The sequence below is a fragment of the Paenibacillus sp. Soil522 genome (genome assembly GCF_001428245.1).
Classification (GTDB): Bacteria; Bacillota; Bacilli; order Paenibacillales; family Paenibacillaceae; genus Pristimantibacillus.
Map to the genome: position 1 here is coordinate 31665 of NZ_LMRV01000045.1, position 24427 is coordinate 56091.

Below are 24427 nucleotides of genomic sequence, written 5' to 3' on the forward strand. Positions count from 1 at the left end.
CTAGGCCGTACAGCATACGGTGAAGAATGAACAACTATTTTGAGGTGAAGCGGAAGCTATGATAGACATAACGGTTAAACAGGACCTGCGTGAAATGGCCAAGCGGCTCCAAGAGCTCAGGGGGTCTCTTTGACTTAGATCTCAAGCAGGAGATCATTGCTAACTTCGAAGAGAAAATGACGTTCCAAGGTTTCTGGGATGATAACGACAAAGCGCAAAGCGTTATTTCTGAGCTAAATGCGGTGAAGTCGGTTGTCGAGCATTACGATAGGCTAAACAGCGAGCAGGAGGATCTTCAGATGATGCTCGAGCTCGCGGAAGAGGAAAGCGACGAATCGCTTGAGGCGGATGTCGTGAGCGGCGTTGAGAAGCTCGTGCGTAAGGTGAGCGATTTCGAGCTTCAGCTTCTCCTTAACCAGCCTTACGATAAGCTCAATGCCATTCTCGAGCTGCATCCTGGCGCAGGCGGAACGGAATCGCAGGACTGGGGCCTGATGCTGTACCGGATGTATACGCGCTGGGCCGAGAAGAGCGGCTTCAAGGTGGAGCTGCTCGATTACTTGCCCGGTGATGAGGCAGGGATTAAGAGTGTTACCATTTTGATCAAAGGCTACAATGCTTACGGTTATCTGAAGGCAGAGAAGGGCGTGCACAGGCTTGTACGCATATCTCCGTTTGATTCCGCGGGCCGTCGTCATACGTCGTTTGCTTCCTGTGATGTTGTCCCGGAAATCGACGATAGTATCGAGATCGAGATTCGCACTGAAGATTTGAAGGTGGATACGTACCGGGCGAGCGGAGCGGGCGGCCAGCACGTCAATAAGACGGAGTCTGCTATCCGAATTACGCATATCCCTTCAGGAATCGTGGTCGCTTGCCAGCAGGAGCGTTCGCAAATCCAGAACCGGGAGCGGGCGATGAAAATGCTTCGTTCCAAGCTGTATGAGAAGAAGATTGAGGAGCAGATAAAGCACTTGGCGGAAATTCGCGGCGAGCAATCCGAGATCGCCTGGGGCAGCCAAATTCGTTCTTATGTTTTCCATCCGTACTCTATGGTGAAGGATCATCGCACGTCGGTGGAGACAGGTAATGTCGGCGCAGTTATGGATGGCGATATTGATGCTTTTATCGATGGGTATTTGCGGCATCAGATTCGTCATGATTGAATTAGCGTTAAATGCATAAACTTGGGGAAGAGTTCCAACACGGACAGCGTGTGGGGCTCTTCTTTTTGCTAAAATTAGCTTATAAGGAGATTGAAGGCATGAACAAAAGCACGGTGAAACGGAGAAAGGGCGGGCGAAGCTTAAGTCCGAGGGCACAGTCGGCTTGGAGCATCATCCAGCTCCTGATAGGCTCGATCATTGTCGCGATTAGCTTCAATATGTTCATGGTGCCCAATGGTATTGCTTCAGGCGGCATAGCCGGGGTATCTATTCTCGTGCAGAGAATGACGGGCATTACACCGGCGCTCACGCAATGGGCAATTAATATTCCGCTGTTTATCGTAGGCTTGTGGCTGCTTGGCAAACGGTTTGCGGTTAAAACAGCGCTGGGCTCGATCATATTACCGCTGTTTGTGCTGCTTACGGATGGGTGGCCGTCGCCAACCGATAATCCGCTTCTTGCGGCTATATATGGCGGTATCGGAGTAGGGCTCGGACTTGGTCTTGTTTTTCGGGGAGGCGCATCTACGGGCGGGGTGGATTTAGCAGCTCAAATTTTACATCGGTATACGGGACTTCCGCTTAGCTTAGCAATCGTTTGCTTTGATGGATGCGTTATCGCGGCTGCTGGAATCATTATTTCGCCTGAGATTGCCCTGTACGCATTGATTGGGTTATTTGTGACGAGCAAGACGATTGATTTTGTGCAAAGCGGTCTTCAATTGTCCAAAGTGGCCTTCATCATAAGCGACCATGCCGAGGCTGCAGCCGAAGCGATTTTAACTGATTTGGACCGCGGCTTGACGAGGCTTGATGGTCACGGCGGATATACAGGAGCGGGTCGTACGGTGCTAATGGTGGTCGTTGGGCAGAATGAGGTGACGAAGCTGAAGCAATTAGTGCGGGCTATCGACCCGGGCGCATTTGTTATCATTAGCAACACGGCAGAGGTGCTCGGGCAAGGGTTTAAGCTGGAGGGTTGATTAAATCCTTGTTCTTATTTTCGTTTAAGTTTTTCAATTTCTGTTTTTACGCTTAACTGCTCTCGGTTCAAAATATCGATTCCAAACTCATGCGTATGCAGTTGAGAAGCTACCTTGCGCTCTAAGCTTACTTGAGCGGACTCCAATCGCTTAGAAACATCCAGTGTTTCCAGCGCGGCTTGACGAACCAAGGGGATATCAACGACCAAGGACTCGATTTTGCGCAGCCGCTGGTTCGTTGTTTGCTGCTCCCGTTTCATATCCTTTTGCTCGTCTTCGATAGATTGGAGCTTATGACTCATTCCCGCCTGTTCGTTTTCAATGGAATCCAGCTTCCCGAGAATTTGTTTCATTTCCCTTTGTTCGCCTTCGATTGAATCCAACTTTTTCAGTATTTGCTGCAAAATTTGTCCGTCCATCCTGTCATCTCTTCCGTTCTTTAAGGATGAAGTATCTGTTGGCTTTCTCGCCGTTCTTGTTTCTCTGTTTGCAAATAGTATACCATGCATCATGTTTCTATGATATTATAAAATGAGAACATTTGTTCTCTTATTATTAGACGTTGCAGGAGCGAGAAGTCATCAATTGTTCATTGTATTAATATAAATTCGATTGTATAATAATACGAAACGATGTGAGTATTTCCATCAACAGTCGAATGTTGTACAATTATAAGTTGAGGAAGAAGACAACCTTTCCGCATGCGGAAAGAGCAATAGATGGAGCTGCAGCGCACTCGTCCGAAAGGGGCGAACTCAGCGCGCAGCATCTAGTTTCGGGGAGAGATTAACATGAGCACAAAGGTGAAAATAGCGATTATCGGTTCAACCGGCTACGGCGGTGTAGAGCTCATTCGAATGCTCGCATCCCATCCGCTGGCAGAGGTGACATCGGTCATTTCGTCATCCAGCGCAGGTACGCCGATTACGGATGGTTATCCGCATTTATCGGGCATCCGCGAGGAGCTGCTCGATGATGTCGAGCCTGCTTCTATTAAAGCGAAGGCAGATGTCGTGTTTCTAGCTACGCCTGCCGGTGTAGCTTCTAAGCTGGTTCCCTCCTTGCTTGAGGCCGGCTTGAAAATTATTGATCTTTCCGGGGACTTCCGGTTGAAATCGCCTGCTCTATATGAGCAGTGGTATAAGAAGCCTGCTGCGGATGAAGCTTATTTAGAGCAAGCCGTATTTGGACTGGCAGAAATATACGGAGATCAAGTGCCGGATGCTCCGTTTATTTCTAATCCGGGCTGCTACCCGACTGCGACGCTGCTTGGGCTTATTCCGGCGGTTAAAGAGGGCTGGATCGATCCGTCGACGATTATTATTGATGCCAAATCGGGCGTTTCCGGTGCTGGGCGCGGCGCTTCGCTGGGCACTCACTATTCGGAGCTTAATGAAAACCTCAAAGCTTATAAACTAAATAAACATCAACATATTCCAGAAATCGAAATGGTGCTGTCCGCAGTGGCTAATAAGCCTGTCGTGACGACCTTTACGACACATCTCGTGCCAATGACGCGCGGCATTATGTCCACGATGTACGCGACTATTCAAGGCGAGCGAAGCACGGGAAATTTTATCGATCTATATCGCTCCTATTATGAAGGACGCAAGTTTGTACGGATTCGTCCGGAAGGACAATGGCCGTCTACGAAGGAAGTATGGGGCTCCAATTATTGCGATATCGGCTTTGCAGCCGATGAGCGTACTGGCCGTATAACCATAGTTTCCGTAATCGACAACCTGGTTAAAGGCGCAGCGGGTCAAGCGATTCAAAACTTGAACTTAATGATGGGCTGGGACGAGACGCTTGGACTGCAATTCGTTCCCGTTTATCCGTAAAATAAAAGAAAGATTTCTTTTGATCTTATTATCAATACTCATACAGGTGAAGGAGATACGATTTTACGATGGGACAGGACAATACGGCATCCTTGTTCTCGGTCGTCGCGGACGGCTCGATAACAACGCCCCAAGGCTTTAAAGCAGGTGGACTGCACTGCGGTCTCAAAAAAACGACTCGTCATGATTTAGGCGCGATCGTATGCGAAGTTCCAGCCGCGGCAGCGGGCGTTTATACGACGAACGTGTTTCAGGCTGCGCCGCTTCAAGTAACGCGTGAGAGCATCGGCTCGGGCGGACTGCTGCGCGCAGTACTCGTGAACAGCGGAAATGCGAATGCCTGCACAGGCAAGCAAGGAGAGGCAGACGCATACGAAATGAGAGCAAGATTCGCGGAGTCGATTGGCGTATCAGCAGATCAAGTAGCGGTTGCATCGACGGGCGTGATCGGCGAGCTTCTGAAAATGGACAAAGTACGCGCCGGCATCGACGGTCTACCGGCTAAGCTGGATAGCAACCGTGAAGGGGCGGATGATTTTTGCCAAGCGATTCTGACGACGGATTTGGTTCAGAAGATGGTATGCGTCGAGATTGAGCTGGATGGTAAGCCCGTTTATGTAGCGGGTGCAGCGAAGGGCTCAGGCATGATCCATCCGAATATGGCGACAATGCTCGGATTCGTCACGACGGACGCGGCAATAGGCAGCGAGGCGCTTCAGCAAGTGCTGCGCCAGTCGACGGATCTGACTTTCAATATGATTACGGTTGACGGCGATACGAGCACGAACGATATGCTTGTAGCTATGGCGAGCGGACTTGCGGGCAACCGAGAGCTGACAGCAGGGCATGAGGGCTGGGCAGCATTCGCCGCAGCGGTCCGTCATGTGTGCGAGGTACTCGCAAAAGCAATCGCCCGTGATGGCGAAGGCGCGACCAAGCTCGTTGAGGTGCAGGTAAACGGAGCAGTAAGCGACGACTCCGCGCAAGCAATCGCGAAGACGGTTATCGGATCGTCGCTCGTGAAGTCTGCCGTGTTCGGAGCGGACGCGAACTGGGGCCGTATTATCGCGGCCGTTGGCCGTGCAGGCCAGCCTGTTAATCCGGAGACGGTCGATATCCGTCTTGGCGATATTTTGACATTGGAGCAATCTCGTCCTGTCGTATTTGATGAAGAGATAGCCTTGGAATATTTAAAAGGCGATACCGTTGTAATTCGTGTTGACTTACATAATGGCGAAGGACAGGCAACGGCTTGGGGCTGCGATTTGACGTATGATTATGTCCGCATTAATGCGGCATATCGGACGTAAGCAAAGTAGACGCTTGGAGGGTATGGAAAAGTGGCGGAGCAACGATTTGTAATGAAATGCGGAGGCAGCACGTTAGCGGCGCTTCCAAACAGCTTTTTTGACGAACTGCGGGAGCTGCAGCTCTCTGGCGTTCTCCCGGTCATCGTCCATGGCGGCGGTCCGGCCATATCAGAGACGCTAGGCAAGCTCGGCATCAAGACGGGGTTCGTGAATGGCCTGCGCATAACGAATGATGCGGTGCTTGATGTAGTCGAGATGGTGCTTGCGGGTCGTATAAATAAAGAAATCGTTCGTAAAATTCAAATCAACGGCGCGAAGGCGCTCGGCCTATCGGGCGTTGACGGAAAACTCATTCAGGCTCAGCCTGTTGCGAATGCCGATGAGATCGGCTTCGTAGGCGACGTTACGGATGTGAATGCTGCGATTATCGAAGGTGTGATGGCTATGGGCTATATTCCAGTCATTGCTCCAATCGGGATTGACGATCAAGGCCAGCGCTACAATATTAATGCGGATACAGCGGCAGGCGCGGTTGCATCGCATTTAGGCGTGGAGCGAATGATCGTCGTAACGGATGTTCCGGGCATTTTGAAAACGGTGGATGACCGGAAGCAGGTGCTTCCGGTTGTGTCCGTAGCGGAAATCGAAGAGATGATCGCGAGCGGTGAAATCTACGGCGGCATGATTCCGAAAGTACGCGCAGCCATTCAGTGCATACAGGGGCGTGTGCGCGAGGTTGTGATTGTAAGCGGCGAGGAGCCGGGCGTGCTGACAAGAGCTGTCCGCGAGGGCGGCGTCGGTACACGAATTGTTCAAACGAATGAAGGGCGGGTGTAGGGTCGATGAATGAGACAAAAACAGCGGCTGCTGTTGACCAATCTTTGTTTCCTACCTATGCAAGATATCCGATCACTTTGGTAAAGGGTGACGGAAGCTGGCTATGGGATGATAAAGGAAATAAATACCTTGATTTCATGAGCGGAATTGCCGTCACGAATCTCGGGCATGCTCCTAAACAAATCAAAGCGGCTTTAATTAAGCAGCTGGATGAGCTATGGCATGTATCCAACCTGTTTCATATCCCGAACCAAGCGGATGCGGGGAAGCTCATTACAGATAACAGCTGCGCGGATGCGGTATTTTTCTGCAATTCGGGCGCTGAGGCGAATGAAGCGGCAATGAAGCTGGCACGCCGTTACAATCAGAAGGTGCTGAACAACGGCCGTTTTGAAATCATTACATTCGAGCAATCGTTCCACGGACGCACGCTTGCGACGCTTACGGCAACGGGTCAAGCGAAGGTGAAGGAAGGCTTTGCGCCGCTGCCGGAAGGGTTCAAAACGGTTCCGCTGAACGATTTGGCTGCGCTTGAAGCGGCCGTATCCGATCAGACTGCAGCGATTATGCTGGAGATGGTGCAGGCGGAGGGCGGCATTTATCCGGTTGATCCGGCCTTCATGAAAGGACTTGTCGCATTGTGCGAGAAGCAAGGCATCCTGCTTATTGCGGATGAGATTCAGACCGGAATGGGTCGAACGGGCAAGCTGTTCGCGTATGAGCATTACGGCATCGAGCCGGATATTTTCACAATGGCCAAAGGCCTCGGAAGCGGATTCCCGGTCGGCGCAATGGCAGCTAAGGAAAAGCTGCGCGAAGGCTTCACCGCAGGCAGCCACGGCTCGACGTTTGGCGGAACGCCAATAGCGACTGCAGTCGTAAAGGCGACGCTTGAGACCATTGTGGGCGAAGGCTTGTCCGAGCGCGCAGCGCAGCAGGGCGAGTATTTAATGTCGCAGCTTCGGGAGAAGCTGGCCGGGAATGCTTTTGTCCGTGAGGTTCGCGGCCTTGGTCTGCTCGTCGGAATCGAATGTGCGGAGCCGATTGCGGATATTTTGACCTCGGCGCAGGAGCGCGGTCTGATCGTCATCTCGGCAGGGCCGAACGTGATCCGTCTACTGCCTAATTTACTGGTCACAAATGATGAAATCGACACGGCTGTTACGATATTAGCGGAATTATTGGATGCGAAGCGTACTGTCGTTTAACAACATAAGAAAGTAAATTGCATTAACCTGGAGGAGGGCTTTAACATGCAAGGAACGGTAAAAGAGGAATTGGCGCAAAGCTTAAAGGGGCGCGACTTTCTAATGCTGGTTGATTTCAAGCCGGAGGAAATCCGTCACTTGATCGACCTCGCCATTGATCTTAAGCAAAAACAAAAAGCAGGCGAAACCCATCATGTGCTAAAGGGTAAGACGCTTGGCATGATTTTCGAAAAGTCCTCGACACGGACACGCGTTTCTTTCGAAGTCGGGATGTATCAGCTCGGCGGACAAGGGCTGTTCCTTAGCGGGAATGATCTGCAAATCGGCCGCGGCGAGACGATCTGGGATACAGCTCAGACGTTGTCCCGTTATTTAGACGGCATTATGATACGTACATTCGCACATCGCAAAGTGGTTGAGCTGGCTCGTGGAGCAACGATTCCGGTCATTAACGGATTAACGGATCTGTCGCATCCATGCCAAGCTCTTGCAGATTATCAAACGATTCTCGAGAAGAAAGGCCGTCTGGAAGGCTTGAAAATCGCCTACATCGGTGACGGCAACAATATGACGCATTCCCTGCTTATGGGCGCAGCTAAGCTTGGTCTTCATATGTCCGTAGCGACGCCGGAGGGCTATGAGCCGGATTCGGATATTATTAAGCAAACGAAGGATCATGCTGCCGAGACAGGCTCGAAAATCCACATTTGCCGCGACCCGAAGGAAGCGATTGCGGATGCCGATATCGTGTACACCGACGTATGGGCGAGCATGGGCCAGGAAGCGGAGCAGAAGGAACGCGAGATTGCTTTTGCCGATTACCAGGTGAACGAGGCTTTAACGAAATACGCGAAGAAGGACTACCTGTTCATGCACTGCTTGCCGGCGCACCGCGGCGAAGAAGTGAGCGAGGGAGTGATCGACGGCGACCGTTCGATTATTTTTGATCAGGCTGAAAATCGGCTCCATGCGCAAAAAGCGATTATGGCTGCAATTATGTCCTAGCTTAATCGCTTCAAATATATGAATTCATTCGAAGGGAAGTAAATACTACTATGGCAAAAGAAAAAATCGTGCTCGCCTACTCCGGCGGGCTTGACACTTCGGTTATCCTCAAATGGTTGAAAGAAACTTATGACGCTGAAATTATCGCTTTCACGGCGGATATCGGACAAAAGGACGAGCTGGACGGCTTGGAAGCGAAAGCACTGGCAACAGGCGCTTCCAAAGTATACATCGACGATCTTCGCGATGAGTTCGCCAAAGATTTCATCTACCCGATGTTCCAAGCGGGAACGCTTTATGAAGGGCAATACTTGCTCGGCACCTCGATCGCCCGTCCGCTTATCGCTAAGCGTATGGTCGATATCGCCCGTGCAGAGGGCGCGGCTTATATTGCGCATGGCGCAACAGGCAAAGGCAATGATCAGGTTCGTTTCGAGCTGACTGCTGCTGCACTGGCTCCTGAGATTGGCGTTATCGCACCTTGGCGCCTTGAAGCATTCCGTGAGGAATTCCCGGGCCGTGCAGAAATGATCGCCTACGCCGAAAAGCATAACATTCCGGTTACCGCATCTGCGGCGAAGCCTTATTCGACCGACCGCAACCTGCTGCATATCAGCTTTGAGAGCGGCATGCTGGAAGATCCATGGTTCGATCCAAGCTCCGAAGAAAATGAAAGCATGTATGTGCTGAGCGTATCTCCTGAGAATGCGCCGGACAAAGCGGAATATGTGGAGCTTACTTTTGTAGAGGGCAATTGTACGGCTATTAACGGCAAAGAGCTTAGCCCGCTTGAAGTAATGGACACGCTCAACGAGCTTGGCGGCAAGCATGGCATCGGACGCGTTGATATGGTAGAGAACCGTTTCGTCGGCATGAAGAGCCGCGGCGTATACGAAACACCGGGCGGAACGATTTTGTTCATGGCTCACCGCAAAATGGAATCCTTGACGATGGACCGCGAGGTTATGCATCTTCGTGACTCCTTGATCGCAAAATATAGCCAGCTCGTATACAACGGCTTCTGGTTTGCGCCGGAACGCCTTGCCCTGCAGGCACTTGTTACCGAATCGCAAAAGAACGTAAGCGGCGTCGTTCGCTTGAAGCTTTATAAAGGAAATGTTATCGGAGCAGGCGTTCAAAGCCCGGTTAGCTTATACAATCCTGACATTGCAACGATGGAAGCTGATCCGTCGAAAGCATACGATCAAGGCGATGCGACAGGCTTCATCCGTCTAAACGCTTTGCGTCTGAAAGTATCCTCTGCTGTTAGCAATAAATAAGTTTTACAAGGGAGTGTGACGAACCAGTGAGTAAATTATGGGGCGGTCGTTTTACGAAAAAAACAGATCAGTTGGTAGAGGAATACACGGCATCGATCATGTTCGACAAGGAGCTAGCTGAAGAGGATATTCAAGGCAGCCTGGCGCATGTAACGATGCTCGGCAAGCAAGGCATACTTCCTGCGGATGACGTTGAGAAAATTAAGGACGGCTTACACCGCGTCCTGCAGCGCATCAAGCGCGACGATATCGAATTCTCCATCGGAGATGAAGATATTCATATGAATATTGAGAAGACGCTGATCGATGACGTCGGATCTGTAGGCGGCAAGCTGCATACCGGCCGCAGCCGGAACGACCAAGTGGCGACGGACATGCATTTGTGGCTTCGCAAGCGTGTTGTCGAGTTCGTTGATATGCTTTACAAGCTGCAATCTGCGCTTATCGAGCAAGCCAAAGCGAACATCGATACGATTGTGCCGGGCTATACGCATTTGCAGCGGGCGCAGCCGATCCTGTTCGCCCACCATTTGATGGCGTATGTATCGATGTTTGGCCGGGATATCGAGCGACTGCAGGACAGCTACAAGCGCATTAATGTGCTTCCGCTCGGGGCAGGCGCGCTCGCGGGAACGACGTTCCCGATCGACCGACATTTTGTTGCGAGCCAGCTGAAATTTGATCGTGTTTATGAGAATAGTCTGGACGCGGTAAGCGATCGTGATTTTATTGTTGAATTTCTGGCTGACGCATCAATCATCATGATGCATTTATCCCGGCTGAGCGAAGAGCTCATTCTATGGTCGAGCACGGAGTTTCATTTTGTCGAGCTGGATGATGCGTTCTGCACAGGAAGCAGTATTATGCCGCAAAAGAAAAATCCGGATGTGCCCGAGCTTGTACGCGGCAAAACCGGACGGGTTTACGGCGATCTTGTCGGCCTGCTGACGGTGCTGAAATCATTGCCGCTTGCTTATAACAAGGACATGCAGGAAGACAAAGAAGGCATGTTCGACACGGTGAAGACGCTGCAAGGCGCGCTTCAGCTGTTTGCGCCGATGATCGCAACGATGAAGGTGAACAAGGATCGGATGCGTCAAGCGGTTAATCAGGATTTCTCGAACGCAACGGATATTGCGGACTTCCTGGTCGGCAAAGGCTTGCCTTTCCGCCAAGCGCATGAGGTAATCGGCAAAACGGTATTGTACTGCATCGAGCAAAACAAATACTTGCTGGACCTGACGCTGGAGGAGTTCAAGCAGTTCTCGTCGCTATTCGATGACCGCATTTATACGGTGCTGCAGCCAGAGCAGGTTGTTAATGCGCGTAATGTTTACGGCGGTACGGCAAAAATACAAGTACAAGATGCAATCGGACGTGCAGAACTGGCATTAGAGCAAACAGCTGCATGGGTAACCGAATATCTTGAGCGCAGCAGATAAGGAATGCAGCTTCCCAGGGGGCTGCCTTTAAATGAAAAAGCAGTTCAGCGGAGCCTCTTGAGGCAATCCGCTGAACTGCTTTTTTTTGCGGCAATAATACTGACTACGCCTAATGGCCGATCATTAAACCCCATCCTCAAGCAGCGGCTCTGTGGTGCTCGGCGGAGGAGTCGGCGTTGCAGACGGGCCGCTTCCGTCCTTCATCGGGCCAACCTCGATTACGATAGGCTGTGCCTTGTACGTATCTCGCGATACACGTTCGCGCGACACCTCATTTCCGTCACGAAAAAGCGTTCGGTAAGTATCGACGACATAGCCCTGCTTGCCCGTCTCTACGGGAACCTGTTGGCCGGGCGATAAACTCGCATTGCTTATAACCTGAACCGCTGGAGCAATCGTTTTGAGCGTCGTAGACTCGATTTCGTAGCGTTCGTTCGTGTTCATCGTTCCGAAAAGCTTGATCGTGAGCTTTCGGTCCGCCACGACGGTGCGGATAAGGAGATGCTTGCCTGTCGTGTTTTTAAACCGGAAGTTAATGGCGCCCCCCGCATAAGTGGCATCCTGGCCGATAGGCAAATAAGCAACGGGCAAGGAATGGTTGCGTCGTTCCACGATTTCTAAGCCGGAGCGCAGTACCGCGTTATAAAGGGTGCTCGATACTTGGCAAATCCCGCCGCCGATTCCAGGAACAAGCTTTCCGTTCAAAATAACCGGTGCCTCGCGGTAGTCATATAATTCTTCCGCCCTTGCGATAAGCTTGCTGTAGTCGAATACTTCATCCTGCGCCAGCTCCCAATCATTTAGCGCCTCAGCGGTCACGGTTATGTTATGGGCACGCCCTTCAGCGCTCGTCCGGAATTCTGTGGAAAACGAAATAATTTTACGCTCGATGCCCTCGTCCTTGAGCTTCTCAAGCGTCACCTCGGGGTGAATGGCGGTAACCGGAAGCTTAGCATCCAAAGCCTTCTCCACAGGTGAACCAATTTGTTCTTTCTCCAGTACAACCCAATCATCAACCTCATCCAATAGCTTTCCGGTATCCAAGCGATAAGCGTCAACATGAGGCTCATAAATCACCTCATCATCAGCTGTTATGATGCGCGCAGCATTTTTAGTTTCGTTTTTTTCAATCCAGCTCCACTGCTTTCGAAGGGCGGCATCAAAGGCATCATGATTCCAGACTTGCGTTAGCTCGTATTTTTTTTGAAATTGATAGCGGTAGACAGCTCGTTCCCAAATATCACCGGTGCTAAGCCTTAATAAGGCTTCGCGCGCGCCTTTAAATTCCGCCTTATAGCCAAGCACTGCAACGGTCCACTGCTTGCTGTCACTGGCCGCAGCTGTGCCATGAATCGTAATCGTGCGCTGAAGCAGTGAGTTCTCATATTGCCCGAGCAGCTCCAAGGCATCGTCTACCGGCATGCCTCCGATTGAAATGCCGCCTGCATCAACCTTTGAGGGGACGGTTTTTTGAAGCGCATAATTCATAACAAAGCCCCAGCCGACAGCTGCAACGAGCAGCAGCGAAGCGATAACGATAATGCTGATATGTATACGTTTTACGATACGAATCACTCCTTCCTGCATGTTAAAAACAAGACAGTCTTACATGTATATGCATCGTGTTGTGAAATTTTGTCTATTGCGCGGTCTTAGCTCGATTCGACAAATGAATTTAATATGAGATTTGTGAAAAATGAGGAAAGCTACCTCCTTATGAAGGAATTCAGCACAAACTGTCGAAATAGTACTACTGACTATAAACAGGATGTGATAATGTGATTGAGATGCAAGACATATGGAAAACGTACATCGACGGAACGCATGCGTTAAGAGGCGTCTCTGTTCGTATAGATCGCAATGAATTTGTTTATTTAGTAGGACCGTCGGGTGCAGGAAAATCGACATTTATGAAATTGATTTATCGCGAGGAAGTACCGACAAAAGGACAGATTTCAGTCAACGGATTTAATATAGGCAAGCTGAGGCCGCGCAAAATTCCGTTTGTTAGACGTAATATAGGCGTTATATTTCAAGACTTTAGACTATTGCCTAAATTAACGATCTATGAAAATGTCGCCTTTGCCATGGAAGTTATTGAAGCGCCGTCCCGTGTGATCAAGAGGAGAACGATGGAGGTGCTTGATCTCGTCGGTCTGAAGCATAAGCATGCCAGTCTGCCTGCTCAGCTGTCGGGAGGCGAGCAGCAGCGGGTCTCGATCGCGCGGGCGATCGTAAATAACCCATCCGTCATTGTAGCGGATGAGCCTACGGGCAACCTGGACCCGGAAACGTCGCTTGGCATTATGAACTTGCTCGAGGAAATTAATTTCCGCGGCGCAACGATCGTAATGGCCACCCACAACAAAGATATCGTCAACTCCATGCGTAAACGCGTCATTGCTATCGAGAACGGCAATATCGTTCGTGATGAGGTAAGAGGGGAGTACGGCTATGAAGCTTAGAACCATACTCCGTCATCTCCGGGAAGGCGCCAAAAACATCATTCGGAATGGCTGGATGTCGTTTGCTTCCATGAGCTCGATTTTTATTTCCTTGTTCATTCTCGGCATGTTTTTATTGCTTGCAATGAATGTGAACCAGATGGCCGCTCAAATTGAGAGCCAGGTGCAAATTCGCGTGTTCCTCCAGCTGAATGTCGATAAAGCGAAAATCACGGAGTTGCAGAACAAAATCGGTAATCTTACCGAAGTAAGCAAAGTTACGTTTGTGTCCAAAGCGGAAGGGCTTGAGCTGCTGCGTAAAAACCTGGGCGATGAAAATAAGGATCTGCTAGATGGCTATGAAAAAGAAAAAAATCCACTGCCCGATTCATTTACGGTAGAGGTTTATGATCCGCAATCGATCGAAGCGGCAGCGAAGCAGATCGAAGCGATCAATAAAGCAGATGCGCTCATACCGATTGCCAAAGTCAAATATGGACAAGGCACGGTCGAAACGCTGTTTAAAATTACAAATGCTGTCCGTTACATAGGGATTGTCATCGTCATCGGATTGTCGGTAACTGCCATGTTCCTCATCTCGAACACGATCAAAATGACAATTCTCGCAAGACGCCGCGAGATTGGCATTATGAAGCTGGTTGGCGCAACGAACGCTTTCATTCGCTGGCCGTTTTTCATTGAAGGCGCAATGATTGGCATCATTAGCTCGGTTATTACGACGATAGCCGTATTGGCCGGTTATTCACAGCTCGTAAAGTTTACTCAAATGGAATTATCACTCATGATGATTAAGCTCGTCACGATCGAGGAGTCCGGCCTGCTGACCGCGGCGCTTCTCATCGGACTCGGATCACTGATCGGCATATGGGGCAGTACGATTTCGATACGAAAGTATTTGAAAGTGTAGGTGGAAGCGAACGTGAAGAAGAGAAAATGGTTACTATTCACAGTTACGATGATGCTCACAGTGTTTGTATTGCAGCCGACAGGCGGAGAAGCCGCATCCCTTAGCGATATCAAGAAACAAATTGCGGCCGCAAAGGCGGAAATGAAGGAAGCGGAGAGGCTTGCCGCAAAAACGGAGAAGCAGGCTGCAGATGCTAAGCGGCAGGCGGCAAATGCGCACCAGCAGGCGCAAAGCGCGAAGAATGAAAAGGGAAACATCGAGGATAAGAAGACGGAAGCCCTAAAGTCGATTGAGAACTTAATGGCCGAGATCGATAATGTCGTTATTACCAAAACGAAGACGCTTGCGCAGCGAGATGCCAAGGAAGAAGAGCTGCTTCAGACTGGTCTTGAGCTGGAACAGGCAGAGGAACGGGTAAAAACGCGCGATGCGCTTTTGCAATCGCGTATGCGCCTTATGTATACGAACGGTTTTGTTTCTTACATGGACGTGCTGCTCAGTGCGACAAGCTTTACTGATTTTATCGATCGCTTCGATGCGCTCCAATCGATTCTGTCGCAGGATCGCGATATTTTGGCAGAGCAGCGGGAGGAAAAGAAGCTGGTCGCCCTCAAAAAGGTAGAGGTAGAGAAGCAGTTTGCCGAAATGTCGAAAATATATGAAAAGCTGGAGCTGTATGAGGCTCATCTTGCGAAGAAGGAAGAAGAGAAGCAAACGATGATTGCTAGCTACAATAGCAATATCGAGCAGCTGGACGGCAAGCTTCAGCAAATTGACAGCGAGCTTGAGCATATTGACAGCACGCTGGAGGAGCTTGAGGGAATCAGCAAGGAGCAGGAGGAGCAGCTGATGGAAATCGCTGCGAAAGTATCCAAGCTGAATGCGGAGAAAAATAGAATTTCGAACCCATACTCGGGCGGCAGGCTGGGCTTGCCGGTCAAGGACGGCTACCGGATAAGCTCAAACTTCGGTACGCGGATCCATCCCATTACGGGCAAGAGGCATACGCATACGGGTATAGATTTTGCCGCTCCGCAGGGCACTGATATTTATGCGGCTGAGGATGGCGTCGTGCTCATCGCGCAAACGTGGAGCACCTACGGAAATTGTGTTATTATCGATCATGGCAACGGATTGTGGACACTTTACGCACATATTCGCAATGGCGGAATCAAGGTTGAAAAAGGCGAAGCAGTGAAGAGGGGCCAAAAAATTGCCGAGGTAGGCAGCACAGGCAACTCGACAGGGCCGCATTTGCATTTTGAAGTGCGTAAAAACGAAACGCCCGTTAACCCGAGCAGCTATTTAAAATAAGCAATCATTCATACTCATACATCTAGAGGCAGCCCATGTGGCTGCCTTGTTTGAAATAGGAGATCATGCAAATCAGGAAATGATCATCTTTACCGTATAAGACAAATAATTGTAAGCGGGTTGTCATATACTAGGGTGGTCTTAAATCTAAGACCGTGTAAGATGAGAAGGTGGTGTAGACAGGTGCATTTCAAAGGACGCACAGTATTCGCGTTTGTTATGCTGACGATGATTGCATCCGTACTCGTTACGTTAACGGTTGCGGATCAAATCATTATGCCGGACAAGCCGTCGTCGCCTGCACTTACGGCATCGGCAGCCGGTGAAGGTGAGCGCTTCAGGCTGAAAGAGGATGAGCTGACGAAGCTTAATGCGGTACTGGAATTAATCGAAACAAAATATTATCAAAAAGTCGATCGCCTTGAGCTGCTCGATGGCGCGGTCAGCGGAATGATGTCGTCGCTGGATGACCCTTACTCCGTCTATATGGAGAAGGACGCCGCGCAGCATTTTTCGGAATCGATTGAGGGCTCGTTTACCGGTATAGGCGCAGAAGTAACGCTTGAGAATGGACGCATTGTCGTCGTTTCTCCGATCAAAGGCTCGCCCGCGGAGCGCTCGGGCTTATTGGCCAAGGATGTGCTGCTCTCTGTGAACGGCGCGAAGCTGGACGGATTGAATTTACAGGATGCTGTAGCTAAAATTCGCGGGCCAAAAGGAACGAAAGCAAAAATTATGGTACAGCGGGCCGGTTTCTCCGAGCCGATTCAGCTTGTGCTTATCCGCGATGATATCGATGTGGAAACGGTATATGGCAGCCTGCGTCCCGACGGGACAGGCGTCATTGAAATCAGGCAGTTTTCTCTGCATACTGCGGAGCGCTTTAAGCAGGAGCTCGCTAAGCTTGAAGAGCAGGGGATGAAGGGGCTTGTACTGGATGTGCGCAACAATCCGGGCGGTGTGCTGCCGGTTGTCGTGGAAATCGCGCAGTCCTTTTTGGCCAAAGGAACGACCGTCGTACAGGTAGAGGATCGGGACGGAAATCGGGAGAAGACGCTATCGCAGGGACAAAGTAAATCGTACCCCATAGCAGTTCTCATGAATAACGGCAGCGCAAGCGCGTCAGAAATCTTAGCAGGCGCATTGCAGGAAGGTGCGGGAGCGAAGCTGGTTGGCGAAACCTCCTTCGGCAAAGGCACAGTGCAGGTGAGCTACAACAAGGCGCTAGGCGACGGAAGTCTGGTGAAAATGACGATTGCAAAATGGCTGACGCCGAAGGGCAATTGGATTCATGAAAATGGCATTAAGCCGGATCTTGCCGTGCAGCCGCCAGATCTATATACGGTAGCGAGATTGTCGTTGGCTGAGACGCTGAAGCAGGATATGCTGGGCGAGCAGGTGAGAAGCGTACAAATTATGCTGCACGGGCTCGGGTATGAACCGAGGCGCGAGGATGGGTATTATGGAGCGGAGACGACAGCGGCCGTTAAGATATTTCAAGCGGAGCACAGCTTGCCGGCTACGGGACAGGTCGATAAGCTGACAGGAGAGGCGCTCGAGAAAGCGGTCGTTAAATGGATTCAGGATGAAAAAAATGATACGCAGCTGCATGAAGCAATTAAGGCTGCAGGCAGGAAATAATGCGCGCATGTCGAATGAATAAGAGGTTGACTTTGTTTAACAGAGTCGGCCTTTTATTTTTTTATGCTTATAAGGACATGCGGTACGAGCGAAGGAGTGTTAGCTTTGGAAACGGCGATGGAGTTGCTTGAAATGCTCGGGCAAGCGGCTGTCCAATTGGTTGCACAGCCATTTTATTATATCGCGGTATTATTTATTATTTTGCAGTACACGAGACAAATACGGATGGAGCGTCAAATGTTTGCGGTAAAGCTGCACAATTGGCCAAGCTTGGTTTTAAAAGCGATGTTAGCGGGTCTGCTGATTGGATTAGCCGTGTCGGCTGCGGGAGCATTCGTTGGCGTGACTTTAACGGGCGAATCGGTTATTTGGCTGTGGGCGGTTGCAGCTGTCCTCATGCTTGCCCGGATTCGCTATTTATGCTTTGCGTATAGCGCGGGAGTCATTACTCTGCTTCAATGGCTGCTCGGGTGGACGCCGCTTTCGGAGAGGACGGATTGGATTGGATCCGTGGCAGCCTCGCTTGCAGGCATAGATGCCGCGGGCCTGCTCGTTCTGGTCGCACTGCTGCATCTGGCTGAAGCGGTTCTCGTACGCTGGCAAGGAGACCGGCTGGCTACGCCGTTGTTTCTCGAAGGAAAAAGAGGCAAGCTGGTTGGCGGCTATATGCTGCAGGGATTTTGGCCGGTGCCGCTGCTAATGCTCGTGCCGACTGCCGGAAGCGGCGCATCGACAGCGGCATTGCCATGGACACCGCTATTTGGAGCAGAGTGGTCGCAGGGCTGGTCGTTCGTGGCGTTGCCTATGATTATCGGCTTTACCGAAATGACAAGATCTTTATTGCCCCGTGAGAAAGCAAAGTACGCGGCCAAAGGGCTGCTGCTGTACAGCATTTGCTTGGCGGGCGCAGCTATCCTGGCTTGGTGGCAGCCTATGCTGCTGCCGCTTGCGGCAATCGCCTCATTATTGCTGCATGAAGCTATCATATGGCGCAGCCGGTCGGTAGAAGCGGCTCAATCGCCATTGTACGTCCATGACTCGCGCGGTCTGCGCATACTTGGCATCGTGCCTGGAACGCCTGCCGCGGCGATGGGACTCGTTACCGGCGAGGTTTTGCACAAGGTTAACGGGATGCATGTAAGAACGAAAGAAGACCTTTATGAGGCGCTCGTTCACAACTCTGCGTTCTGCAAGCTGGAAGTTTTGAATCTTGAAGGCGAATTGAAGTTTGCGCAGCGTGCGCGCTTTGCCGGCGAGCATCATCAGTTGGGCGTTATTCTCGCTCCTGACGAGCAGGCCAATTATTACGCTGCATCAGGACCGGCCTCGCTGCTCGAGCTGCTGCGCAGCTCCCGTACCGCGAATCGCCGCGATGCCCAGCTTTAAAGGGAGAGAGCTGAGCGAGGCATTATGTTCGATCATCACAAGCGTAAACGGCTGGCGCCGTTCTTGAAGGCAAAGCTCGTTATTGCGCCATAAGCATCGTATAAGATTCAAATTTGTAGGTAATATCGCCAAAAAAAAGCCGGTTGGACGAGTTCGTTCAACCGGCTTTTTTAATTATACTTTTCTGCGTTTGAATTTTAAGGCTAATTCTTGGGTATGGGCGTACAGATGGATATATCGCATCGCAAGACTTAAACGGACCATGCAAAGAGGATTTTTTTGTTTTGGGATCATTGCGCCGCTTGACAGATAACGGTATAATATACGGGAACAAACATTCTTATTTTTATAACAACAGATGAAATGAAATGCCTATAATTGACTATAATGATAAGAGCGTTCGGAATGATGGGGGTGGATGACAGGCGTGAGTGAACTTGCAAAGGAAACGAAGCTGTTTCAAATAAAATCGGATTATACGCCGCAGGGCGACCAGCCAAAAGCGATTGAGCAGCTATTAGAAGGAATTAAGGCGGGCAAGAGGCATCAGACGCTGCTGGGCGCGACCGGTACAGGCAAGACGTATACGATTGCGAACATGGTGGAGAAGCTGAATCGGCCAACGCTCGTAATAGCCCATAATAAGACACTGGCCGCTCAGCTGTGCAGTGAATTCAAATCATTTTTTCCCGATAATGCTGTGGAATATTTCGTGAGCTATTATGATTACTACCAGCCTGAAGCGTACATCCCTTCAACCGATACCTTTATCGAGAAGGACTCCAGCATCAACGATGAGATCGATAAGCTACGGCACTCGGCGACGAGCTCTTTGTTTGAACGCCGAGACGTTATTATCGTAGCAAGCGTTTCTTGCATATACGGTCTCGGATCGCCGTCGGAATACGGTGGGCTGGTGCTTTCGCTGCGTGTAGGGATGGAAAAGCCGCGCGATACGATTTTGCATAAGCTTGTCGACATTCAATATCAGCGCAACGATATTAGCTTTACGCGCGGAACGTTCCGCGTTCGAGGCGACATTGTCGAAATTTTCCCCGTGGCTAATAATGAGAGGGCCATCCGGGTGGAGCTGTTCGGTGACGAAATTGAGCGAATTTCGGAAATTGATGTCATTACCGGGGAAATAATCGGAGAACGCGATCATATCGCTATATTTCCGGCCTCTCACTTCGTTACGCAAGAGGAGACGATGAAGGTGGCGCTCGTTAATATTGAGCGAGAGCTGGAGGAGCGGCTTGTCGAGCTGCGCGAGGCAGGCAAGCTGCTTGAAGCGCAGAGGCTGGAGCAGCGGACGCGATACGATTTGGAAATGATGGCGGAGATGGGCTTTTGCTCGGGAATCGAGAATTACTCCGGACCGCTGACCTTTAGGGAGCGCGGCGCGACACCTTATACGCTGCTTGATTATTTTCCCGACGACATGGTTATTGTTATCGATGAATCACATGTATCCCTGCCGCAAATCAGGGCGATGTACAATGGTGACCGCGCCCGCAAGGAGATGCTCGTTAATCATGGCTTTAGGCTTCCTTCGGCGATGGATAACCGTCCTCTCCGCTTTGAAGAATTTGAGGCGAAGGCGAAGCAGCTGGTTTACGTATCTGCTACTCCGGGCCCCTATGAAATAGAGAATACCGACAAAATGATCGAGCAGATTATTAGGCCTACAGGTCTAATCGATCCAATCATTGACGTCCGCCCAACGAAAGGGCAAATCGACGATCTGCTGGAAGAGATCCGCGATCGCATGGCGAAGGATGAGCGGGTTCTCGTAACGACGCTGACGAAGAAAATGTCAGAAGATTTGACCGACTACATGAAGGAGATAGGCATTAAGGTTAGATATCTCCATTCCGATATTAAGACGCTGGAGCGATTAGCTATATTGCGTGATCTCAGGCTTGGCGTATTCCACGTACTCATCGGAATCAACCTGCTCCGGGAAGGACTGGATTTGCCGGAGGTATCGTTAGTTACCATTCTTGACGCGGATAAGGAAGGCTTCCTGCGCTCCGATCGCGCGCTTATCCAAACCATTGGACGCGCGGCTCGTAACAGCGAGGGACGGGTCATTATGTACGGCGACAAAATAACCGATTCGATGGATCGCGCGATAAAAGAAACAGAGCGGCGGCGTACAATTCAGCTTGCTTATAATGAAAAGCATGGCGTGACGCCGCAAACGATACGTAAAAAAGTGCATGATGTGATTGAAGCGACCAAGGTAGCCGAGCAGAAGGCCGATTATTTGACCGACGCAGGTGCCGGCAAAATGTCAAAGAAGGATCGTCTGGCGCTTGTTCAAAGGCTGGAAGCGGATATGAAGGACGCAGCGAAAAATCTGCAGTTCGAACGTGCAGCAGAGCTTCGGGATGCGCTGCTTGAGCTGCGCGCTGAGATGGGTTAAGTAGGAGGAGAAACGATTGGCTAGCGATAAAATAGTTATTAAGGGCGCTCGCGCCCACAATCTTAAAAACATTGACGTCACCATACCACGCGACAAATTTGTCGTGCTGACAGGTCTCAGCGGCTCAGGCAAATCCTCGCTTGCATTCGATACCATTTATGCGGAAGGACAGCGCCGTTATGTTGAATCCTTATCTGCTTACGCGCGCCAATTTCTCGGACAAATGGAAAAGCCGGATGTCGATTCTATCGACGGGTTATCGCCTGCCATTTCCATCGACCAGAAGACGACGAGCCGCAATCCGCGTTCTACAGTCGGAACGGTAACCGAAATTTACGACTATTTGCGGCTATTGTTCGCACGGATCGGCAAACCGCACTGTCCGGATCACGGTATTGAAATTACGTCGCAAACCGTTGAGCAAATGGTTGACCGCATTATGGAATATCCCGAGAAGACGAAGCTGCAAATACTTGCGCCCATTATTTCCGGGCGTAAGGGCGAGCATACGAAGCTGCTGGCCGATATTCAGAAGCAAGGGTTCGTACGGGTGCGCGTGAACGGCGAGCTGCGCGAGCTTAGCGAGAAGATTGAGCTTGAGAAAAACAAAAAGCATAGCATTGAAGTGGTCGTCGACCGTATTGTAGTGAAGCCGGATGTGCAAAGCAGGTTGGCGGATTCTCTTGAAACGGCGTTAAATCTGTCCGAGGGACGCGTAATCGTCGATATTATCGACCAGGAGGAGCTTCTCTTCAGCTCCAACCTGGCCTGTCCGGAATGCGGCTTCAGTATCGATGAGCTGGAGCCGCGCATGTTCTCCTTCAACAGCCCTTATGGCGCTTGTCCGGATTGCGACGGCCTAGGCCTCAAAATGATCGTAGATCCGGAGCTGCTCGTTCCGGATACGAGCAAATCGATTGAGGATGCGGCTTTCCTGGCATGGGCGGGAAGTACGTCCAACTACTATCCGCAGTTTTTAAGCGCGGTTTGCGTGCACTACGGCATCCCGCAGAACGTGCCGGTATCGGAGCTGGATGCCGAGCAGATGAAGAAGCTGCTCTACGGAACGGGCGGAGAGCGCGTTCGTTTCCTTTACGAAAATGATTTTGGACATCGGAAAGAAGCCTATGTGCCGTTCGAAGGCATCGTGAATAACCTGGAGCGCCGTTACAGGGATACGGCATCGGATATGATGCGCGAGCATATTGAGAACTATATGAGTGCTAAGCCATGCGGAGGCTGCAAGGGACAGCGGCTTCGCAAGGAGAGTTTGGCGGTAACGATCAACGCGCAAAACGTATCGCAAGTAACATCATTCTCCATTGGCGATGCGCAGCGTTACTTCGAGTCGCTTGAGCTGACGAAGAAGGAACTCACGATTGCGAGCCTCATTTTGAAAGAAATTAATAGCCGCCTTGGCTTCCTTGTCAACGTTGGGCTTGAGTATTTGTCGCTCAGCCGTGCAGCAGGAACGCTGTCCGGAGGCGAAGCGCAGCGGATTCGATTGGCAACTCAAATCGGTTCCAGTCTGATGGGAGTCCTATATATATTGGACGAGCCGAGCATCGGCTTGCATCAGCGCGATAACGACCGGTTGATAGAGACGCTTGAGCATATGCGAAATCTCGGTAATACGCTGATCGTCGTAGAGCATGACGAGGACACGATGCTCGCAGCCGATTACATTATCGATATCGGGCCGGGCGCGGGCATCCATGGCGGCATGGTCATCGCCGAAGGTACGCCGGAGGAAGTGATGGCGAATGAAAACTCGCTGACCGGTCAATATTTAAGCGGACGCAAGTTTATCGAGGTGCCGGCAGAACGCCGCAAGACGAATGAAAAATGGCTCGAGGTTCGCGGCGCAAAGGAAAACAACCTCAGAAACGTAAACGTAAAAATTCCGCTTGGCGTATTCTCGGCTGTAACGGGTGTTTCCGGTTCAGGTAAATCGACATTCGTGAATGAAATTCTTTACAAGACACTAGCGCGTGATTTAAACAAGGCAAAGACGCGTCCAGGTCAGTACAAGGAGCTTCGGGGCATCGAGCATTTGGAGAAGGTCATCGACATTGATCAATCGCCGATCGGCCGGACGCCAAGATCGAATCCCGCCACGTATACCGGCGTTTTTGATGACATCCGCGATTTGTATGCGAGCACGACTGAATCCAAAGTGCGCGGCTATAAAAAGGGCAGATTCAGCTTTAATGTGAAGGGCGGCCGCTGCGAAGCATGCCGCGGCGACGGAATCATCAAGATCGAAATGCATTTCCTTCCTGATGTATACGTACCTTGTGAGATATGCAAAGGCAAACGTTACAATCGTGAGACGCTGGAAGTGAAATACAAAGGCAAAAACATTGCAGAAGTGCTGGAAATGACGATTGAGGACGGCTGCTCCTTCTTTGAAAACATTCCTCGTATTCATCGCAAGGTACAGACGCTGCTTGATGTAGGCCTTGGATATATGAAGCTGGGACAACCGGCAACAACACTGTCTGGCGGTGAGGCGCAGCGGGTGAAGCTGGCCGCTGAGCTCTATCGTCGTTCGACGGGCAAGACGCTTTACATTTTGGATGAACCAACGACAGGCTTGCATGTACATGACATCGACAGATTGTTGACCGTACTGCATCGATTGGTTGATTCAGGTGAATCGGTGCTCGTTATCGAGCATAACTTGGACGTGATCAAGACAGCGGATTACTTAATCGACTTAGGTCCTGAAGGCGGCAGCGGCGGCGGCTTGATCGTTGCGACAGGAACTCCGGAGCAGGTCGTGAAGGTAGAGCAATCGTACACCGGCAAATACTTGAAGCCGATTCTTGAGCGGGATCGCGAGCGGACGGTTGCGCTGCACAAAGAGAATTTGAAGGTTGCTGCGGCAGCAGAATAGTTTGGATGGAGGCTGCTCCAATGGATTTAAACACCTTGGGGGCAGCCTTCTTGTTTCCGTTTTCCGTTCTATAAAGGCGCTTATACAGCAGGGAATAGCCGCTAATATTGCATCTAAACCATATAGCCTCTAAAGTGAAGGGTGTTCTTTTTGCAAATTTACAAACAAAACGATGCAAATCGCAATTCGTAAAAACACTTGTATTTAAGGTTGTAAATATATAAAAAAAATATGGAACTAAGTAGGGAATCCTTTTATATTAAAAGGTTTTCATTTTTACTATATGTGGTTATATAGACAAAAATATTATTCACA

General features: G+C 50.5%; 18 protein-coding genes. 16 read left to right on the plus strand and 2 right to left on the minus strand.

Annotated elements, in window-relative coordinates:
• Positions 1–58: 58 nt before the first annotated feature.
• Both prfB and ASG81_RS15285 read left to right on the plus strand, forming a co-directional pair.
• Positions 59–1166 (plus strand): peptide chain release factor 2 gene (gene prfB / locus ASG81_RS15280; protein WP_155971574.1). Its coding sequence is split into 2 segments (ribosomal slippage): positions 59–130 and positions 132–1166, totalling 1107 coding nucleotides; the frame shifts between segments, so codons are not numbered across the junction.
• Between the two features lie 98 nt (positions 1167–1264).
• The gene (locus ASG81_RS15285) at positions 1265–2149 is read left to right on the plus strand and encodes a YitT family protein (protein WP_056635805.1); all 885 of its coding nucleotides are present in this window, start codon (positions 1265–1267) and stop codon (positions 2147–2149) included.
• Between the two features lie 14 nt (positions 2150–2163).
• On the opposite strand, the gene ASG81_RS15290 is transcribed toward ASG81_RS15285, so the two are convergent.
• Complete coding sequence (locus ASG81_RS15290; RefSeq protein ID WP_056635808.1) at positions 2164–2568, minus strand: hypothetical protein; 405 nt, start codon at positions 2566–2568, stop codon at positions 2164–2166.
• A gap of 372 nt (positions 2569–2940) precedes the next feature.
• Here ASG81_RS15290 and argC point away from each other — a divergent pair, with 372 nt between their 5' ends.
• From argC to argH, 7 genes are all read left to right on the plus strand, one after another.
• Positions 2941–3990, plus strand: coding sequence for an N-acetyl-gamma-glutamyl-phosphate reductase (argC, locus tag ASG81_RS15295; protein WP_056635809.1), 1050 nt, complete (start codon positions 2941–2943; stop codon positions 3988–3990).
• 68 nt (positions 3991–4058) lie between these two features.
• Positions 4059–5300: a bifunctional ornithine acetyltransferase/N-acetylglutamate synthase gene (gene argJ / locus ASG81_RS15300; RefSeq protein ID WP_056635812.1), complete on the plus strand. Its 1242-nt coding sequence runs from the start codon at positions 4059–4061 to the stop codon at positions 5298–5300.
• 51 nt (positions 5301–5351) lie between these two features.
• A complete protein-coding gene (gene argB, locus ASG81_RS15305) occupies positions 5352–6137 on the plus strand; it encodes an acetylglutamate kinase (RefSeq protein WP_056635881.1) in 786 nt (261 codons plus the stop codon).
• 5 nt (positions 6138–6142) lie between these two features.
• Positions 6143–7345, plus strand: coding sequence for an acetylornithine transaminase (locus ASG81_RS15310; RefSeq protein WP_056635815.1), 1203 nt, complete (start codon positions 6143–6145; stop codon positions 7343–7345).
• 45 nt (positions 7346–7390) lie between these two features.
• A complete protein-coding gene (gene argF, locus ASG81_RS15315) occupies positions 7391–8350 on the plus strand; it encodes an ornithine carbamoyltransferase (protein WP_056635819.1) in 960 nt (319 codons plus the stop codon).
• A 50-nt stretch (positions 8351–8400) separates the two neighbouring features.
• A complete protein-coding gene (locus ASG81_RS15320; protein ID WP_056635822.1) occupies positions 8401–9630 on the plus strand; it encodes an argininosuccinate synthase in 1230 nt (409 codons plus the stop codon).
• Between the two features lie 26 nt (positions 9631–9656).
• Complete coding sequence (gene argH / locus ASG81_RS15325) at positions 9657–11072, plus strand: argininosuccinate lyase (protein ID WP_056635825.1); 1416 nt, start codon at positions 9657–9659, stop codon at positions 11070–11072.
• 123 nt (positions 11073–11195) lie between these two features.
• Here the strand turns inward: argH and ASG81_RS15330 are convergent, their stop codons facing one another.
• Positions 11196–12647 (minus strand): VanW family protein, encoded by a 1452-nt coding sequence (locus ASG81_RS15330; RefSeq protein ID WP_162255031.1) that lies wholly within the window; start codon positions 12645–12647, stop codon positions 11196–11198.
• Positions 12648–12850: 203 nt separating this feature from the next.
• On the opposite strand from ASG81_RS15330, the gene ftsE reads away from it, so the two are divergent.
• The 7 genes from ftsE (at position 12851) to uvrA (ending at position 24112) form a co-directional block, all read left to right on the plus strand.
• The gene (ftsE, locus tag ASG81_RS15335) at positions 12851–13537 is read left to right on the plus strand and encodes a cell division ATP-binding protein FtsE (RefSeq protein ID WP_056635834.1); all 687 of its coding nucleotides are present in this window, start codon (positions 12851–12853) and stop codon (positions 13535–13537) included.
• Positions 13527–14444: a permease-like cell division protein FtsX gene (gene ftsX, locus ASG81_RS15340; RefSeq protein ID WP_056635838.1), complete on the plus strand. Its 918-nt coding sequence runs from the start codon at positions 13527–13529 to the stop codon at positions 14442–14444. The genes ftsE and ftsX overlap by 11 nt, the downstream gene beginning before the upstream one ends.
• Positions 14445–14456: 12 nt before the next feature.
• The gene (locus ASG81_RS15345; protein ID WP_235548889.1) at positions 14457–15758 is read left to right on the plus strand and encodes a murein hydrolase activator EnvC family protein; all 1302 of its coding nucleotides are present in this window, start codon (positions 14457–14459) and stop codon (positions 15756–15758) included.
• A 183-nt stretch (positions 15759–15941) separates the two neighbouring features.
• Complete coding sequence (locus ASG81_RS15350; protein ID WP_056635839.1) at positions 15942–17399, plus strand: S41 family peptidase; 1458 nt, start codon at positions 15942–15944, stop codon at positions 17397–17399.
• A 105-nt stretch (positions 17400–17504) separates the two neighbouring features.
• Positions 17505–18785: a PDZ domain-containing protein gene (locus ASG81_RS15355; protein ID WP_056635843.1), complete on the plus strand. Its 1281-nt coding sequence runs from the start codon at positions 17505–17507 to the stop codon at positions 18783–18785.
• Positions 18786–19212: 427 nt separating this feature from the next.
• Positions 19213–21213: an excinuclease ABC subunit UvrB gene (uvrB, locus tag ASG81_RS15360; protein ID WP_056635887.1), complete on the plus strand. Its 2001-nt coding sequence runs from the start codon at positions 19213–19215 to the stop codon at positions 21211–21213.
• Between the two features lie 16 nt (positions 21214–21229).
• Positions 21230–24112 (plus strand): excinuclease ABC subunit UvrA, encoded by a 2883-nt coding sequence (gene uvrA / locus ASG81_RS15365; RefSeq protein WP_056635845.1) that lies wholly within the window; start codon positions 21230–21232, stop codon positions 24110–24112.
• Positions 24113–24427: the final 315 nt, after the last annotated feature.

Coding starts and splice junctions, on each gene's coding strand:
- ASG81_RS15285 (WP_056635805.1), top strand. CDS start 1,265: ATGAACAAAAGCACGGTGAAACGGAGAAAGGGCGGGCGAAGCTTAAGT.
- ASG81_RS15290 (WP_056635808.1), bottom strand. CDS start 2,568: ATGGACGGACAAATTTTGCAGCAAATACTGAAAAAGTTGGATTCAATC.
- argC (WP_056635809.1), top strand. CDS start 2,941: ATGAGCACAAAGGTGAAAATAGCGATTATCGGTTCAACCGGCTACGGC.
- argJ (WP_056635812.1), top strand. CDS start 4,059: ATGGGACAGGACAATACGGCATCCTTGTTCTCGGTCGTCGCGGACGGC.
- argB (WP_056635881.1), top strand. CDS start 5,352: ATGAAATGCGGAGGCAGCACGTTAGCGGCGCTTCCAAACAGCTTTTTT.
- ASG81_RS15310 (WP_056635815.1), top strand. CDS start 6,143: ATGAATGAGACAAAAACAGCGGCTGCTGTTGACCAATCTTTGTTTCCT.
- argF (WP_056635819.1), top strand. CDS start 7,391: ATGCAAGGAACGGTAAAAGAGGAATTGGCGCAAAGCTTAAAGGGGCGC.
- ASG81_RS15320 (WP_056635822.1), top strand. CDS start 8,401: ATGGCAAAAGAAAAAATCGTGCTCGCCTACTCCGGCGGGCTTGACACT.
- ftsX (WP_056635838.1), top strand. CDS start 13,527: ATGAAGCTTAGAACCATACTCCGTCATCTCCGGGAAGGCGCCAAAAAC.